The following is a 14,773-nucleotide window of genomic DNA, read 5'->3' as shown; positions in this document are numbered from 1 at the left end:
AAGTTTGGTTGCTATGCCATTAATGGACTGTTCTTGCTGTTAAATTATTTGGCGTTAGATTTAAAAGCCTGCATAGTTTGCAGTAATAGGCCAAGCTTACGCACATAACCTTCAAGCGATTGTGCCATTGTCTCTGTGTTTTGAGTCATGGCTTCCATCTCAACTGCGAGCTCTTGTACATAAGGTTGAAAGCGATTGCTGGCAGTAGAAAAGCCTTCGTCTTTGGTAAAGATAGTATCAAACTTAACGTGACCCGCTTTTTTTAGCTCATCAAGTCTGGTATCTGCATCGATAGCTTGGCGGTATGCGGTTTGCAAACTGGCTTTTAATTGCTCGGTAACCTGTGTGTGTGGCATAACAGCCTCTCATTTTAAAATTTGCTGAATTATAAGGGGCAAGTATGTTGGCAACAAGTATCAAGAAAACTTTATTATCGTTAGTTAGTGTTTCTAGTCTATTGTTGGCAACGTTTGTTAACGCTGCCCCCACCGATAAACCGCCGTTTTATCAAATCGATTATCAAGGTAAAACTGCTTACCTGTTAGGTTCTATTCACATTGGAAAAGCTGATTTTTACCCATTTGCCGAACAAATTGAGCAGGCATTTTTACAATCAAAAGCGTTAGTTGTTGAGGCTGATGTTAGAGGCGCTAACGTACCAGCGCTATTGCAAAAATACGGCGCTGAAACTTTACCTATGGATGATGATACTAAACAAGTGTTAGCGACTTATTGTCAGGATAAGGCGGCCTTATGTACTGCGTTAAGCAGCTATGCCCCTTGGTTGCAATCGATGCAGTTAAGTATGGGACGTTATACAGCTTTAGGTTATAGCGCTCTTTATGGTGTTGATTCAGTTTTAGTGGAACAAGCGGGTCAACGCCCTATTTATGAGCTAGAAAGCACTGAGTTTCAGTTTGAACTGTTGTCTTCTTTTAGCCCTGAGACACAGTGGGAGATGGTGCGTGAAGCAATAGAGGCGCCCGATTCAGATATGTTGGAGCTGATTTCGGCCTGGCGAAGCGGTGATGAAACTGAGTTGGCTGACTTGATGGAAGGGGAAATGCTACGTGATGGTAATACGGAGATGGTGGAACGGATGTTATGGGGGCGCAATAAGGGCATGGCGAGTAAACTGATCGAGCTGATGAATTTGTCGACAACAAAACAACCTTTATTCGTGGTTGTTGGTGCAGGGCATTTAGTGGGGGCTAAGAGTGTTCAGGCCTACCTAACGCCTTACGGAGTAAGTAGTAAAAACTGTTGGCAAAGCAGTTGTATTTAAAGCTTTTATAATGTGGATTATCGGCTTTGGGCATTTTAGGGTATAATCCGCCGCTCGTTTTATTTTTGTCTGCGTTCTAATGTAAGGTTTGATTAGTTTGAGTAAAGAATACTGTATTGATTTAAAGGCTATGCCGTCACTGTTTTCGCTGTATCGAAAGATATTTTTTGGGCGTAAACCAGGGTGGGATGAACAGCCGCTGCCTATGATTAAAGTGAGCAGTCCCAATGTGGCATTAGCTACAGATAAGGTCGAGCAGTATGCCAAAGTATGTGGTTTTGAGTTTGATGGTCAAACTTTGCCGCCTACCTATTTGTATGTGATGGCATTTAGATTACATGCGATGATTTTTACTCACGAAGCGATTACGTTTCCTTTGCTGGGGATGATCCACTTAAAGAACAGTATCACTCTGCATCGCGCTACAAGTGTGGCAGAAAACTATGATATTGAATGTTCGTTAACCACCAGTCAAATGACAGATTCAGGTCTAGAGTTTGAATTAGTATCAAAAGCCTTTGTAGCTGGCGAGCTGGTTTGGGAATCACTATCAACCTACCTTTACCGTATTGAAGGTAAAACCAAACGCGTGCGTCCGCCTAAAGCAAGTGATATGAATTGGGATGCGCCTGAAGCGTGGAGCCTAACTGAAGACTTAGGTCGCCGTTACGCTAAAGCATCGGGAGATTACAACCTTATTCACCTGCACCCTGTGTTGTCGAAACGTTTCGGTTTTGACCGTGTTTTGGCCCATGGAATGTGGTCTAAAGGTCGTTGTGTCGCACAAGTTATGCCAGAGATCATCAATAAGCCGTGCAAGATCGATGTCGCCTTTAAACTACCTTTGTTTATGCCTGGCAATGTTAGTTTTTCCGCTGAGAAACAGCAAGATAGTTTAGTTTTTGAACTAAGAGATCAAAAAGGTCGCCGTCCACACCTAACGGGTGAAATTAGCTTCTTGTAAGCTGCAGGCATATATAAAGGCGCGTAATTGCGCCTTTTTTTGTATCTGAAAACTGCCGATATTATGGTACACCGTGGCCGGTAGATGCTTGCCAAATACTAAACCACTGTTGCCGTGTTAGTGTAATCTTATCGGATCTAACTGCTGACTCAATTCGGCTAATATTACCACTGCCAATGATTGGATGAGGCTTACTAGGGAGAGCAAGCACCCAAGCATAAATCACTTGGCTGATGTTCTGTGCACTGACTTCATCTGCAATGGTTTCCAATACTGCACGTAGCCTTAGAGATTGCGGATCGTTAGCCTCAAATATATTACCACCGCCCAAGCAGGACCACGCCATTGGTGCCACATTGTGCTGTTGACAGTGATCTAAGGTACCGTCATGTACCGTGCTCATGTTAATGGGGGAAATTTCTACTTGATTACACACCAGCTTTTGTGAGGTGCGTGACTGCAATAGGTCAAATTGTTGCGGACTAAAATTAGACACGCCAAAGTGCCGTACTTTGCCCTGCTGATGCAGAATCTCGAAAGCCGAAGCGACTTCATCGGCATTCATCAATGGATCGGGGCGGTGGATCAATAGAAGATCTAAGCGGTCGGTTTGCAGATTTTGTAGTGAGGCTTCAGCGCTTTTAATAATGTGTTGGCGACTAGTATCGTAATGATTGAGGTAGTTATCGGGAGTCTTATCAGTGACCAGTTTTATGCCACACTTACTGATGAGTTGGATGCTATCTCTTAAGCTTGGCTGTAAAGCTAAGGCTTCACCAAATAGAGATTCACATTGATAGCCACCGTAAATATCGGCGTGATCCATACTGTAAACGCCAAGTTCAATGTAGCGCTCAATAATGGCTAAGCGCTGCTGGGCTGATAACTGCCAGTCGGCAACTCGCCAAAATCCCGCGACAAACTGTGATAGCTGAAATTCACTACTTTGCATGAGCTATTCCTGTCTATTTTATTGATGTAGATTATGAAAAGCTAAAATAGTGTCGTATCACTATTCTACCGTGGTTTCAGATCCACTATATTGCTCTACTAGCTAGTTTACCCCAACAAATAAAACAGTGGATACATAGCAATGCTGTCAGATATAAACATTTCTCGTAAACATGCCTGTAAACCTATCGTTGAAATCGCGACCAATCTTGGAATACTCGAGTCAGAACTCTCTTTACACGGTACTAACAAAGCCAAGATCTCATTGTCTGTTACTAACCGCTTAGCTAATAAACCTGATGCAAAACTGGTCATTGTCACAGCGGTAACGCCTACGCCTTATGGTGAAGGGAAAACAGTTACTACCGTAGGCTTAACTCAGGCGATGAATGCAATCGGAGTGAAAACATGCGCTTGCATACGTCAACCAAGCATGGGACCTGTATTTGGGATCAAAGGTGGTGCTGCGGGAGGTGGCTACGCTCAAGTGGTGCCAATGGAGGAGTTGAATCTACATTTGACCGGTGATATTCATGCGGTGAGCAGTGCACATAACCTTGCTGCAGCGGCGATTGATGCTCGGTTGTTTCATGAAACAAGATTAGGAGGCCCAGCTTTCACAAAAGAGTCAGGCCTCAACGCTGTGAATATCGATCCTGACAATATCCTATGGCGTAGAGTTGTCGACCATAACGAGCGCAGTTTAAGGCAGATCGAGGTGGGCTTTGGAGCGATAAACGGACCCGTGCATAGTTCGGGCTTTGATATCACTGCAGCATCTGAATTGATGGCGATTCTCGCACTGAGCAAAGATGTTAAAGATCTGCGCCAAAGAGTGGGTCGACTAGTGCTAGCACTTGATCTAGATGGTAAACCTATAACGGCTGAAGATATCGGAGTTGCAGGCGCGATGACGGTTATCATGCGTGATGCAATTGAGCCAACGTTAATGCAAACATTATCGGGAGATCCTTGCTTTATTCATGCCGGTCCCTTTGCCAATATCGCCCACGGTAACTCGTCGATTATCGCTGATAATATTGCTGCAAAATTGGCCGATGTAGTGGTTACCGAAGCTGGGTTTGGTTCTGATATGGGCTTTGAGAAATTCAGTAATATTAAGGTTAGAGAGTCAGGGTACAAGCCATCGGCCGCAGTTGTGGTTGTTACACTAAGAGCACTGAAAGCTAATAGCGGTATAGAATCTGACATAGCCATCGATCAGCCTGATATGGCTCGTTTAGAGGCTGGTTTTGCGAATCTGCAGTGGCATATTAACAATGTACACCAATACGGCGCGCCTGTTGTGGTGGCGATTAATCGTTTCCCAACAGATACTTCAGCTGAGCTTGATTGGTTACAGGCAAAGGTGGCAACGACCAGTGCATTTGGCTGTGCGATCAGTGATGCCTTTGCCAATGGTGCTCAAGGGGCTGTTGAGCTGGCAAAAGTCGTTCATGCAGCAACAATGGTACAGTCCGAGTTCAATTGCTTATACGAAACAGCAGATACGCTAGAGTCCAAATTGATGACCTTGGCCGAAGTCGGTTATGGCGCTGCCAGTGCTTCTCTATCAGATAAAGCAAAGCTACAGCTAGCTTGGTTACACAAACACGGTTACAGCGAGTTACCGCTTTGTATTGCTAAAACACCTATGTCGATTAGCCATGATGCTAATGTGAAGGGAGTGCCCCACGGCTTTGAACTGCCTATTAACGAGTTAAGACTTAATGCTGGTGCTGGATTCATTACTGCGCTTGTTGGTAAAGTGATGACGATGCCTGGACTTGGAGTTAAGCCTGGCTATTTGAATATAGATATCGATGCTGATGATGAGATTATTGGTTTAGCCTAAAATAAACTCGTCATAAAAAAGCCCCATCAGCCTTTGCTGGTGGGGCTTTTTGTTAGCAGTGTATTTTAGGTCGTTTGATAGATATGTACATCGCGTTGCGGGAACGGAATGCTAATACCTTCAGCGTCAAAGCGCATTTTCACTTCGCGGGTAATGTCCCAATAAACATCCCAGTAATCTATAGGCTTAGCCCAAGGGCGAACGATAAAGTCGACAGATGACTCGCCTAATACGTGCAGCTTGATCAAAGGTTCAGGATCTTTTAGCACCTTAGGGTGCGCCATGACAATTTCATTAAGCACCTTTTCAGCATGTTCAATGTTATCGCCATAACCGATACCAAAGGTTAGGTCGACGCGGCGCTGATGTTCAACAGTAATGTTGTTGATAGTGTCTCCCCAGATTTTGTTATTGGGGATAATTAGTCGTTGGTTGTCTAACGTTTTGATCGTGGTTGATACCAGACTCATATGGCTGACTCGGCCGGTAACACCTGCGGCATTAATGAGGTCGTCGACGTCAAAAGGGCGGTAGATTAAAATCATCATGCCTGAAGCAAAGTTAGATAGGGTATCTTGCAGGGCAAAACCAATAATCACACCCGCAATACCAAAACCTGCTAACAGTGGCGCCAGTTCAAATCCGAGTTGTGACAGACCAATTAATAAGCCTAAAGCAAAAACTGCTTTACCAGAAAGTGAGATAAAGAAGTCTTGCAGTAGCAAGCTAAATTTAAGCTTAGAATTACTCACTGTTTTCTGTACTACGCGTTTAACAATTTTGCCAACCAAACTGGATAGAAACAGAATTAGGCTGAAAATAATCAGCTTAAACACAACGCTAGCACCATTTTCTAAGGCTTGGGTTTTGGCAATCGACATCCACTCACTGAGCAGGCTGCTTGCAACATCGAAGTTAAGGACGTCTTGAGTAATATCGCCTGAGATACTAAATAGAGTTTGCTTATACATCGCAGTGTCTTGCCCTAACTCATCAAGCAAGCCAATGGCTATCGACAGGCTTGATGAACTTTGGTCAAGGCGCTCTTTTAGCTCAACCACTATGGCAGTTTGGTCGCTGCTGACATCTTTCCCCGCGACGGTGACATCCGCAACGGCTTGAGCGAGCCGAGACTGATTGTAATGAACAAAACTATCGAGATCGTCAGCTCTGTTAACCAGTGCGGCAATGAACTGTTTGTTTTTGTCTTTTACATCGACACCAACCATTAACGCCCAATCGATTAACTGCTTCTCGGCTACATAAAGCTTGTCTTGCTCCCGTTGTATATGGATCAATTGCAGCATTATCTTGCGGTCATTGTCGGCTCCCACCTGACCCATTAGTGTTTTTTTCTGATCGTTAAAATAGTCCTCAACTAAGTTAGTGAAGGCAAGCTGTTTAACAATATAAGGCTTAAGCATCTCTAAATTAGGTGGTGTTGCCTCAATTTGCTCTTTGAGTTTTTCTTGTAATAAAGTGGCATTACGGCTGATGCGATATTCTAGAAATGATTTTATTTCGCCTTTAGTACCAACGAGCACCTTAGCATCGCTATCAATGGCGCTTTGGATTTTGTTGAGCTCTTTTGTTAGTGGATCATCATTTGCAGATATGATGGAGGAGAAAAAGCATAAGCTGATAAAGATGAGTCGGGTAAGCAATCTATGCATCTGTGCGCGTCCGTTAATTCCCTAAAGTAATAATATTATACCAATTATATTAAATAGGTAGTCAAATCAGAGACGCAAATTTTCTTCAGTTCGCTAGGAATTCGATAATGGCAGTTAGCATATCAGCCGCCCGTTGTAAGTTTGATAGCAGCATTGAGAAAAATAACGCCCTGAAGAAAGTCTAATCTGTTAGAATTGGCGGCCAGTTTTTGGCTGCATATGGCACTTATTGGTGTTGTTAGCCACAAAACAAATTTAATTGATGATATAGAGAGAAACCGCTTTGATATGTGCACATTGTTCTAAGTCTTTCGCGATCGACAAAATAGTCAACCAAAGGGGAAAAGGCTTGAGTGGAGAGATCCAATGTCCACTTTGTGACGCATGGTTAGGAAAAAGTGCACCGATGGCGCGAGTAAAAATGGCAGGTTTCTATATTGGATTTATGGCAATCGTATGGGGGTATTTCGACGAAAGCATACGTAATATCTGTATCCCGGTAGCGATATTTGCGGTGATGTTGTTGCTGGTTAGTCATATGATGGATCATATGAAAGTCACCGAAGCGCCTGAGCAAGTTGATAACAGTGAAGAGCGGCAGAAGTATCGTTAATAGCTTATAGGTAATTAACAGAGTTAGCACTAGAGAGTGCAACTCTGTCATGACGTAAAGACTAGTCTACAACCTGAACCTGTGCTTCAAGTGCAGCTTCAACGTAATAAATCCCGCCAAGCACTACAATAAAAAATAGCGACGTCAAAATAAGAAATTTTAAGTTTGAGCGAAGAAGTTCAAGCATAGTATTTGCGCCTTATTAATAAATAAACTCTTGTTTCATATCACTATGAATGCATTTTACAGCAGTTATATTAGCTGTATGAGCTTAAGACAGTATTAATTGTCATTCAAGTATAAGTGATATTCGTCACAAACACTTTGTAACGCTTTCAATTAGTGAACGCTTGACTTCGACTTCGAACGACATAGAATTGGCATGTTTTTTTTGTAAACAAGGTTAACACTTTGATTCAACTGAGTAGCGTAAAACAGAAACTTGCAATAGGGCTTATTGCCGTATTCTTGTGCCTGTCATTTGCAGCGTCCGCTCATGATCTGAGTCATTTGGATGATGGCGCTCAAAACCATTGTACTCTGTGTTATCACCAACACCACGTCAATAAGCTGCTACCTAGCTTTGAAATACATATTGCGGTAGAACGACAGTTTGTTGAGAGCAAAGAGTATATCCTTCCTGTTTTTAATTCACTTCATGTGAATTTCTTCAATAGCCGCGCCCCTCCTTTTACAGTTTAGTAATTCAAAAAATAACTAAAAATTAAATTAAGTATTCCTATTGGGAAGACTTTGCTTAGCTGTATTTCGGAGACAAAATGACTATTTCTACTATGCGCCTAACCGGTGTAGCTGCTGCATGCGCCTTTTTTTCAATCAACGCTTATGCGGAAGATTCAAGCCTAACCAACCCTGCGATAAGTGCAGTTCTAGATGGTTACTATCAAAACACTGAACGCCCGATGAGCGAACGTGTTGAAGGGTTTGGCTTAGGCCACACTGAAGTGGCGATGAGTGCCAATATCGATGATATGTTCTACGGTAAGCTTACCGCTGTCATAGAGGTGCATGATGGTGAGACTGAACTAGGCCTTGAAGAAGCGTTCATTCAAACAATGGCAATGCCTTACGGCCTTTCCATGAGAGCGGGTCGCTTCTTATCAGACATTGGCTACTTAAATAATCAACATGTACACACTGATGCGTTCTCAGACAGACCAGCAGCCTACCGTGCCTTTCTAGGCAGCCATTATTTTGATGACGGTCTGCGAGTGAGCTATGTGGCGCCTACAGATCTATATTGGACTATGGGGGCTGAGGCATTTAAAGGCGATAGTATGCAAGCCGCTGATGAGCATGGTGAACGCGATTACAAAACCATTGGTGTTTATACTGCATTTACCAAGATCGGTGGCGATGCAGGTGTTAATGGTTCGTGGCAGGCGGGATTAAGCTACCTACGTAATGAAAATGGTCGCATGACTGCTGAAGAGCACGATGATCATGCCGCCGTTCAAGAAGAGCATGATCATAGCCATAGTGCGCAGTACACCGGTGAAAACACCTATGTAGCTGATTTTGTCTACAAATGGGCGCCTAATGGTAACTACAAATATCAGCATCTTACTCTAAGTGGCGAATACTTTAGAGTGACTGATTTTAAACCGTTAGAAGAGGGGCATGATGATCATGACGAGCATGATCACGACGATGCAGGTAAAGACTATCAGGATGGCTGGTACTTAAGTGGTGTCTATCAGTTCTCACCAAAGTGGTCTGCAGGTGTACGTTATGGCCAGGTAGATACTCAATTGATGCATGATGACCATTTTGACCCGCAAAAGCTGAAAGAAACTGAAGTCAGCTTAGCTTGGCACCATAGTCATTTCTCAACGGTTCGTTTGCAATATACCAACCAGCAAGGTACTAACTTTGACGGTATAGAAGACGATAATGTTATAACTCTTCAGTATGTTATGACTCTGGGGGCTCACGGTGCGCATCAATTCTAAGCAGTTTTTAACTGGAGGGCTTAAGGCTCTCACTTTGACCTTGGCTTTAGGTACCGCTAACAGTGCTGTCGCTGGGCTTAATATTTTTGCTTGTGAGCCTGAGTATGCGGCGTTAGCAAAGGAGCTGGCGCCAGATGCGCGGATCTATTCGGCCACAACGGCGATGCAAGATCCTCATCAGGTGCAGGCGAGACCTAGCCTGATCGCAAAAATGCGTCAAGCTGATTTAGCTGTTTGTGCAGGAGCGGATTTAGAGATTGGCTGGTTGCCAATGCTACAGATGAAGTCGGCCAACGCCAAAGTACGCTCAACTGATCAAGGGTTATTCTTTGCTGCTGAGCAAATTGACACACTGGATCAGATGAGTTCTGTTGACCGTTCAATGGGAGATGTTCACGCTAAAGGTAACCCACATCTGCAGTTCGACCCAAGACGTTTGCTGGGCGTAGCAGAAGCACTAACACAGAAGCTGGCTCAAATTGATGCGGATTCTGCTGCTGAGTATAAAGCTAACTTTGCTAGTTTTAGTGAACGCTGGAGCCAAGCTATTCCTCGTTGGGAAGAAAAAGCTAAACCATTACAGGGAAAGAAGGTTATTGCTTACCACTCAAGCTTTAAGTACTTGTATAACTGGTTAGGCTTGGAGCAAGTAGCCGATCTTGAGCCCAAACCCGGTATTCCGCCTAGTAGTTCTCATTTAGCAGGTTTGTTAAATCGTGCTAAGCAGGGCGACATTTTAGCTATTATCATCGCTTCATATCAAAGTGAACGCGGTGCTGACTGGCTAGGGGAGCGTGCTGATCTGCCTGTTATCGTATTGCCAATGTCAGTGGGTGGTAATGATGATAGTGTTGATCTGTTTAGCTTGTACGATAGTGCAATTGATCTGTTGTTAGCAGCTCAATAGTTTCCTATGAGCCCGCTGCAGCTGAGTATTGTTGTTAATACTCAGCTGCAATTTGATCACCTAACCAGAGTTAATGCTAATGTTTGATCTGGACCTATTATCAATTTTACTGCCTGCTTTCGTTGCCGGAATGCTGGTTCTATCTACCCATGTTGTCCTCGGACAACAAGTATTGAAACGTGGCATCATTTTTATCGATCTTGCCATTGCCCAAGTGGCAGCCTTAGGCGCTATTGTGGGTCATATGAACCACGATATTGAGGCTTTACCTTTCTCTAATATTTGGATGCCAGCGCTGTTTGCAATTGCAGGCGCAGGTTTCATCGCCTGGCTGTCAAAACGAATGGCCGATGAGCTGGAAGCCATTATTGGCTGTTTCTATGTATTGGCGGCAGTAGCGGCTATGCTACTACTATCGAATGACCCTCATGGGGCTGAGATGCTAAAACAGCTGATGTCGGGGCAGATCCTTTGGGTCAACTGGAGCCAGTTAGTGTTGCCTGCAGTTATTTATGGCTCAATTTTGTTACTCTTGGCGCTAAAGCCTCAAATCCTTTCTGGTCGTGGTTTCTACCTGATATTCGCCATCGTTATCACGCTTTCTGTTGAGCTTGTCGGAGTCTATTTGGTCTTTAGCTCTTTGATACTACCAGCGCTCGCGGTCAATCACTTTAATGGCCGATTTAAGCTGGGTTGGGCCTACTTTGTTGGTTTATTTGGCTATGTTGCGGGACTAGTGCTATCTGCTTCATTTGATCTACCTAGCGGCGCAGCGATAGTGGCGACCTTAGCGGTAAGTGCAATTTGCTTTAGACTTATACTGCATTTTTCGAGTAAGCCGAAAGCTATTGCTGCTGAGGTCTGACCTTGAAAAAGTCGGTTATAGGCTAGAATTCGCGATGTTTAATATGTGCGCTAGATTAAAGTTCGCTTAAGTTGCGTGCGCTAAAGTAACAAGAGTACGTCATTGTATAGGCTTTGTTCAGGCTACATGTGTAAACTAAACATTGAGTCGCCAGAGCTTGCTGGCTATACTGGCGCCAATTAAATCGCGGGAGATTGTAGTGCTGTTAATCCTTAGATGTTTGATTTTAGCTGTTATGTTAGTTTTAGCCTTTATTATCGGTGGCTTAGCTTGCGTTTTACGACCACGTCACCGTGACAATGTGCATATGTTTGCTAAGATTTTTTCTTGGGCGGCGCCTGTACTTGGCATTAAGGTCATTGTTCGCAACTCTAAAGGCGAAAGTGAAGAGCCTTGTGTTTTCCTCGCTAATCATCAAAATAATTTCGATATGTTTACTCATACCGCAGTCGTGCCTAAAGGGACTGTTAGCCTAGGTAAGAAAAGCCTTGCTTGGATGCCGCTGTTTGGCCAAATTTACTGGCTGTCAGGTAACATATTGATTGACCGTAAAAATCGCAGTAAAGCGTTTGATACCATGGCTGCTACGGCAAGAAAAATTAAAGACAAATGTTTATCGGTTTGGATTTTCCCTGAAGGAACCCGATCTCGTGGCAAGGGGCTACTACCTTTTAAAGCTGGTGCTTTTTACACTGCAATTGCGGCAGGGGTGCCTATGGTGCCTGTGTTGGCGTCCAATCAAGGTCATATCAAATTAAACCGCTGGAATAATGGTGTAGTTATTATTGAAATGATGGAGCCTATCGAAACCAAAGGGGTTGATAAGACACAGGTGAAAGAGCTTTCTAAACGCATTCATACTTTGATGTCGGAAAAGTTATCACAGTTGAATCAAGAAGCTTCTGCATTAATGACTAAAGCGGTATAATCTTCGCGAAATTTTTGAGGAGCAACTGATGTCTATAGAACGCCTGTTAAACGAACAAAAAGCTGAGAACCGTGAAATCGTAGAAGCGATCCTTGCTGACGGTTCATTGCCAGATGCTGATTACACCATTGAGCATCACTTCTCATCGACCAATTTTGATCGCTTAGAAAAAGCAGCTGTAGACGCCTTCAAATTAGGTTTTGAAGTGAATGACGCTGAAGAGATGGAACTAGAAGATGGTTCGGTGATTATCTGTTTCGATGCTGTCGCCTCTCATAAGCTTGAGGTTGAGCTACTCGACACAGCTTGTGAAAAACTATTGCTGTTAGCGAATAAGCAAAAAGTGGATTATGACGGTTGGGGTACTTACTTCATCGATGAAGACGGTGAAGTTCGTGATGAAGAGGAAGACGAACTGGATTAAGCATCATAGTCAACTAAGTTCGAATCAAAAATGCCCATCATTGATGGGCATTTTGCTATCTAAAATCAGCCAATTAAGTGGCTAGCTGCTTTTATGCTGATGGATAGCACATGAGTTTCGGCCCGATTCTTTGGCCCGATATAAAGCCTGATCGGCTAAAGAAAGCCACGCTTCACTACTCATTACTTCTGGTTGGATATCGCATATGCCAATGCTTATCGTGACCTTAATGATCTGTTCGTTAAACACAGTTTCTGATTGTTCGACTTTTTTCCGTAATCGCTCAGCAAAAAATAGCGCATTAGCAGCAGGCGTATTGGCAAGCACTACGCCAAACTCTTCGCCACCATAACGGCCAGCACAATCTGTCTCTCGTAGTGACTTATTGATGAGGTGTGATACGTTTTGAATGACTTTGTCACCCGCCTGATGGCCGTAGGTGTCATTAATCAGCTTAAAGTTATCAATATCCAACATTACCAAGGTCGTCTCATCGCCGTAGCGACTATTGCGATCGAACTCTTTTTGCATACAAAGTTGCCAGTGACGGCGGTTATACAGCTGGGTTAAACCGTCGACCTGACTTAATACCTCAAGGCTTTCATTAACCGCTTTTAGCTGCAACTTGTTAATAGCGACATCAGTAACATCATAAACAATCATACTTAAGTGAGTCACTTCACCCGTCAATGATGACAGCGGCAGCAAAGTTACATTTTGGTACATGAAGTCTGCGCGACCGGTAATCGGACGATAGTTTTTAAATTGAAAAACAAATGGACGTTGTTCCCAGCTAATAAATGCGCGATTTTTTAGCTGAAATACTGACTCCATTTTGTGTTTAAGCCACTTTGAGGGAAGGTACTCAAACTGCTCAAACAGATTATTACCTTTAATCGAATTAGGTGAGACGCCACTGTGGTTTTCCATGAAACCATTCCACAGTTGGATGTTGTAATCGGTATCGAGTACGACTAATCCAACTTCAATGGTTTGCACCATATCAATCAGCCAGTGTAGCTCGTTCATCGCGCTTTGATCGTCTGCCATCTTATGATCCATCTTAATCTAGCAAGTAGCCGAGCTTATAGTTAAGCGTTGGCAATGAGTCTTCAGTAAATAGCAGCAGTAAATCACATTGAATATCATGATCTTCAATTTGATAGTTTATTTCCATTGCTAGGGTACGTTGCCATTTATCTGAATTCTCATGGATGAGTTCATTGGCGGTACAATGACGGCCTAATACCACGGGGTGGCTTTGGCTGAATTTCATGTGTAGCTGCTCTGAGATCCCATTGAGAAAGGCCCCGATAAGCACGTTGCCAGTGTCCATCATGACTTCTAACTCAGTGGTTTCATCTTCTGGATTTTCAAGCTTCATCAGCTTGGCCATATCTTGAAAAGAGGAGTCATGGAATAGCAGTAAAGCTTCACCTGCTATACCTGCACCAATAAAGCCCTGACAAAGTGCGGAGACTGTACCGTTTTCCTCCGTCGCTTTTAGCGTCATTGTCAGTTCACTGACTTCGAGCACATTAACGTTAGGAATAGGCAGCAACACGAAAACATCGAGTAGTTTTGATAACAAGTCTGCGGCTCGTCCCATTGCGACGTTAGCGACTTCTTGGCAAGCATCACGTAGGTCAACCTCAACCATCGGGTTTTCAGTTTGGCCAGTACCAATCGCGAGTTCTAAAATGCCGTACTCTTGCAAGATGTGACTGATAGCGTCAACACTCACTGGTTTTTGAATAAAGTCGAGAGCTCCGAGTACTTTAACCCGTTCGTGAGCTTTTATTTGGATATCACCTGAAACGACAATGACGAGAGCGGGAAGATCTTCTTTTTGGATCGCTTCGAGGACTTCATAACCATCCATGACAGGCATATTTAAGTCTAAGAAAACAATCTCGCCTTTACCTTCACGGATCGCATCGATCCCTTCCGCACCATTAGCGGCATAGGTGAGTTCAACGTCCCACTCTTTTGGAAGTGTTCGTGCCATCTGCTTTCTTGCGAGCGCAGAGTCGTCACATATTAGTACGGGAAAGGGCATTATTGTTCTTTTATCCTAATATTCCTGCTCAAGTTAACTATTTTTTGTTATTTTTAAAAGCTAACTGAAAGTTTACCTTATACCTATCTATATGAATTTAAATGTTTTAATATAAATTCACTGCGTTACTATATTGCTTTTTTAACGCTAATATTGCAATTGAATTAGTTTCCTAACCGTGTCACATCAATGCCATAAATGCAGAAATACACAGATCTTTCACCGATAATTATCCTCTATCCTGACATTGATAGAAAGTAGCACTGTATGACAGTT

The 14,773-nt window shown here is 43.4% G+C and carries 14 protein-coding genes; 9 read left to right on the top strand and 5 right to left on the bottom strand.

The window, feature by feature from the left end:
- Positions 1-44: 44 nt before the first annotated feature.
- Positions 45-356, bottom strand: a complete 312-nt coding sequence (locus tag L2730_RS10220; protein ID WP_248974507.1) for a prephenate dehydrogenase — start codon at positions 354-356, stop codon at positions 45-47.
- 44 nt (positions 357-400) lie between these two features.
- Between L2730_RS10220 and L2730_RS10215 the strand changes: the two genes are divergently transcribed.
- Together L2730_RS10215 and L2730_RS10210 are read left to right on the top strand one after the other, a co-directional pair.
- Positions 401-1,285, top strand: coding sequence for a TraB/GumN family protein (locus tag L2730_RS10215; RefSeq protein ID WP_248974506.1), 885 nt, complete (start codon positions 401-403; stop codon positions 1,283-1,285).
- A gap of 130 nt (positions 1,286-1,415) precedes the next feature.
- On the top strand, positions 1,416-2,249 hold the full coding sequence (locus L2730_RS10210; RefSeq protein ID WP_248974601.1) for a MaoC family dehydratase: 834 nt from the start codon (positions 1,416-1,418) through the stop codon (positions 2,247-2,249).
- 61 nt (positions 2,250-2,310) lie between these two features.
- Here L2730_RS10210 and L2730_RS10205 read toward each other — a convergent pair whose 3' ends face one another.
- Positions 2,311-3,201, bottom strand: a complete 891-nt coding sequence (locus tag L2730_RS10205; RefSeq protein WP_248974505.1) for an aldo/keto reductase — start codon at positions 3,199-3,201, stop codon at positions 2,311-2,313.
- A 141-nt stretch (positions 3,202-3,342) separates the two neighbouring features.
- On the opposite strand from L2730_RS10205, the gene L2730_RS10200 reads away from it, so the two are divergent.
- The gene (locus L2730_RS10200; RefSeq protein WP_248974504.1) at positions 3,343-5,055 is read left to right on the top strand and encodes a formate--tetrahydrofolate ligase; all 1,713 of its coding nucleotides are present in this window, start codon (positions 3,343-3,345) and stop codon (positions 5,053-5,055) included.
- 65 nt (positions 5,056-5,120) lie between these two features.
- Here the strand turns inward: L2730_RS10200 and L2730_RS10195 are convergent, their stop codons facing one another.
- The gene (locus tag L2730_RS10195) at positions 5,121-6,728 is read right to left on the bottom strand and encodes a mechanosensitive ion channel family protein (protein WP_248974503.1); all 1,608 of its coding nucleotides are present in this window, start codon (positions 6,726-6,728) and stop codon (positions 5,121-5,123) included.
- 349 nt (positions 6,729-7,077) lie between these two features.
- On the opposite strand from L2730_RS10195, the gene L2730_RS10190 reads away from it, so the two are divergent.
- The 6 genes from L2730_RS10190 to rraB all read left to right on the top strand — a co-directional run bounded on the left by L2730_RS10190 (position 7,078) and on the right by rraB (position 12,438).
- Positions 7,078-7,341: a hypothetical protein gene (locus L2730_RS10190; RefSeq protein ID WP_346347819.1), complete on the top strand. Its 264-nt coding sequence runs from the start codon at positions 7,078-7,080 to the stop codon at positions 7,339-7,341.
- A 779-nt stretch (positions 7,342-8,120) separates the two neighbouring features.
- Positions 8,121-9,314 carry a hypothetical protein gene (locus L2730_RS10185; RefSeq protein WP_248974501.1) on the top strand — a complete coding sequence of 398 codons (1,194 nt, stop codon included), beginning with the start codon at positions 8,121-8,123 and terminating at the stop codon, positions 9,312-9,314.
- Positions 9,298-10,221 (top strand): metal ABC transporter solute-binding protein, Zn/Mn family, encoded by a 924-nt coding sequence (locus tag L2730_RS10180; RefSeq protein WP_428848447.1) that lies wholly within the window; start codon positions 9,298-9,300, stop codon positions 10,219-10,221. Before L2730_RS10185 ends, L2730_RS10180 begins: the two co-directional genes overlap by 17 nt.
- Before the next feature lie 79 nt (positions 10,222-10,300).
- The gene (locus tag L2730_RS10175) at positions 10,301-11,086 is read left to right on the top strand and encodes a metal ABC transporter permease (RefSeq protein ID WP_248974500.1); all 786 of its coding nucleotides are present in this window, start codon (positions 10,301-10,303) and stop codon (positions 11,084-11,086) included.
- 199 nt (positions 11,087-11,285) lie between these two features.
- The gene (locus tag L2730_RS10170) at positions 11,286-12,014 is read left to right on the top strand and encodes a 1-acylglycerol-3-phosphate O-acyltransferase (protein ID WP_248974499.1); all 729 of its coding nucleotides are present in this window, start codon (positions 11,286-11,288) and stop codon (positions 12,012-12,014) included.
- A 28-nt stretch (positions 12,015-12,042) separates the two neighbouring features.
- Complete coding sequence (gene rraB, locus L2730_RS10165) at positions 12,043-12,438, top strand: ribonuclease E inhibitor RraB (RefSeq protein ID WP_220736917.1); 396 nt, start codon at positions 12,043-12,045, stop codon at positions 12,436-12,438.
- Between the two features lie 81 nt (positions 12,439-12,519).
- On the opposite strand, the gene L2730_RS10160 is transcribed toward rraB, so the two are convergent.
- Positions 12,520-13,488 (bottom strand): sensor domain-containing diguanylate cyclase, encoded by a 969-nt coding sequence (locus L2730_RS10160; protein ID WP_248974498.1) that lies wholly within the window; start codon positions 13,486-13,488, stop codon positions 12,520-12,522.
- A 13-nt stretch (positions 13,489-13,501) separates the two neighbouring features.
- Positions 13,502-14,497, bottom strand: coding sequence for a response regulator (locus L2730_RS10155; RefSeq protein WP_248974497.1), 996 nt, complete (start codon positions 14,495-14,497; stop codon positions 13,502-13,504).
- Between the last annotated feature and the right edge of the window lie 276 nt (positions 14,498-14,773).

Source organism: Shewanella kaireitica, from assembly GCF_023284045.1.
GTDB lineage: Bacteria > Pseudomonadota > Gammaproteobacteria > Enterobacterales > Shewanellaceae > Shewanella > Shewanella kaireitica.
The sequence above is the reverse complement of the archived record's forward strand: the minus strand, read 5'-3'. Positions and strand labels throughout refer to the sequence as shown.

Coding starts and splice junctions, on each gene's coding strand:
- L2730_RS10220 (WP_248974507.1), bottom strand. CDS start 356: ATGCCACACACACAGGTTACCGAGCAATTAAAAGCCAGTTTGCAAACC.
- L2730_RS10215 (WP_248974506.1), top strand. CDS start 401: ATGTTGGCAACAAGTATCAAGAAAACTTTATTATCGTTAGTTAGTGTT.
- L2730_RS10210 (WP_248974601.1), top strand. CDS start 1,416: ATGCCGTCACTGTTTTCGCTGTATCGAAAGATATTTTTTGGGCGTAAA.
- L2730_RS10205 (WP_248974505.1), bottom strand. CDS start 3,201: ATGCAAAGTAGTGAATTTCAGCTATCACAGTTTGTCGCGGGATTTTGG.
- L2730_RS10200 (WP_248974504.1), top strand. CDS start 3,343: ATGCTGTCAGATATAAACATTTCTCGTAAACATGCCTGTAAACCTATC.
- L2730_RS10195 (WP_248974503.1), bottom strand. CDS start 6,728: ATGCATAGATTGCTTACCCGACTCATCTTTATCAGCTTATGCTTTTTC.
- L2730_RS10185 (WP_248974501.1), top strand. CDS start 8,121: ATGACTATTTCTACTATGCGCCTAACCGGTGTAGCTGCTGCATGCGCC.
- L2730_RS10175 (WP_248974500.1), top strand. CDS start 10,301: ATGTTTGATCTGGACCTATTATCAATTTTACTGCCTGCTTTCGTTGCC.
- rraB (WP_220736917.1), top strand. CDS start 12,043: ATGTCTATAGAACGCCTGTTAAACGAACAAAAAGCTGAGAACCGTGAA.
- L2730_RS10160 (WP_248974498.1), bottom strand. CDS start 13,488: ATGGCAGACGATCAAAGCGCGATGAACGAGCTACACTGGCTGATTGAT.
- L2730_RS10155 (WP_248974497.1), bottom strand. CDS start 14,497: ATGCCCTTTCCCGTACTAATATGTGACGACTCTGCGCTCGCAAGAAAG.